This window comes from Streptomyces sp. NPDC056222 (assembly GCF_042264065.1).
Taxonomy (GTDB): Bacteria; Actinomycetota; Actinomycetes; order Streptomycetales; family Streptomycetaceae; genus Streptomyces.
Map to the genome: position 1 here is coordinate 1 of NZ_JBHJTL010000226.1, position 1,167 is coordinate 1,167.

The 1,167-nt window shown below is 54.9% G+C and carries 2 protein-coding genes; both read right to left on the reverse strand.

All coding sequences use genetic code 11. The features are described 5' to 3' along the window. Positions 1-230: aminoglycoside phosphotransferase family protein (locus tag ACFC0D_RS38670; protein WP_376446817.1), on the reverse strand; the 230-nt coding region annotated here is incomplete at its 3' end. Continuing rightward, positions 230-1,033 carry an aminoglycoside O-phosphotransferase APH(3'')-Ib gene (aph(3'')-Ib, locus tag ACFC0D_RS38675; protein ID WP_001082319.1) on the reverse strand — a complete coding sequence of 268 codons (804 nt, stop codon included), beginning with the start codon at positions 1,031-1,033 and terminating at the stop codon, positions 230-232. The genes aph(3'')-Ib and ACFC0D_RS38670, both read right to left, overlap by 1 nt. Between the last annotated feature and the right edge of the window lie 134 nt (positions 1,034-1,167).

Genomic DNA, 1,167 nt, shown 5'->3' on the forward strand with positions numbered 1-1,167 from the left:
GGATTGTTCTCACGACCGAGCAACCGGACTGCTCCCCTCCCATTGCGCCATACCAGATATTCGGCCCCGCGCAGTTCATCAGCAATGTCTTCTATAGGTTTCAATCCCTTGACGATTGCAGGAGTCCCGTCTGGCAATGAAACTTTCCAAACGAGGCTGGAAAAGGTGTCCGCAATGAGAACAGGTTGCGAAACGTGCCAATGAGCAGGAAAAACAGGCGGCATGAACATCAACCCCAAGTCAGAGGGTCCAATCGCAGATAGAAGGCAAGGCGTTCGCGGTCGGGGGCTTCGATCCCCAATACATTGAATAGGACAGCGAAGGCGCGCTCTGCTTCATCTGGCGCTGCCCAGTTCTCTTCGGCGTTAGCAATCATGAGTGCCAAATCGGCATAGCGATCTGCTGTTCCGAGCCGCCCAAGGTCGATCAGACCCGTGCATTGAAGAGTTTTAGGGTCCACCATGAAGTTCGGCATGCAGGGATCACCATGGCAAACAACCATATCGGTGCGCTCTTGGTCGAGCCGCACCGGTAGCTCTCGTTCGACACGAGCCAAAAGATCGAGCTGCGGCGTACTCTTGTCCTCGTCCGGTAAGAAGTCGGGATTGACGGCATTGCGGGACACCACATCAACGGCGCGTCCGAACATTCGCGACAGCCTGCGCTCAAACGGACATTGATCAACCGATAGGCTGTGAACAGCGCCAAGTTGCTGCCCCATTGACGGCCACGCTTTGAGCAAATCCGCTCCAGACAGATCAGCCGCCGGTACTCCCGGAATTGCCGTTATCACCAAGCATGCACCCTCCTGTTCCTCCTGCCAGTTGATCACCTCGGGGCAAGCCACACCTCGACCTTTGAGCCAAATGAGGCGGTCACGCTCTCCAGCGAGCTCACCGCGGCGGGAAGCAGGTGCGATTTTCGCGAAGGCATGCCCGTCACCACGTCGAAAAACAAAATCACCAGATTCTCCGCCTCTGACAGGCAACCAGTCAGAATGCGATTCACCAAAAAAAATATTAGTTCGATTCAATGGAGGTTCCTTCAGTTTTCTGATGAAGCGCGGAGGTGGCTCAACCTGCGAAAAGAAACGAGTTGCTACGTAAGTCCGAGAACATGCTTTCCATGGTCTCTGAGCTCGCCTTTGGGACCGACATATCGGTAGAG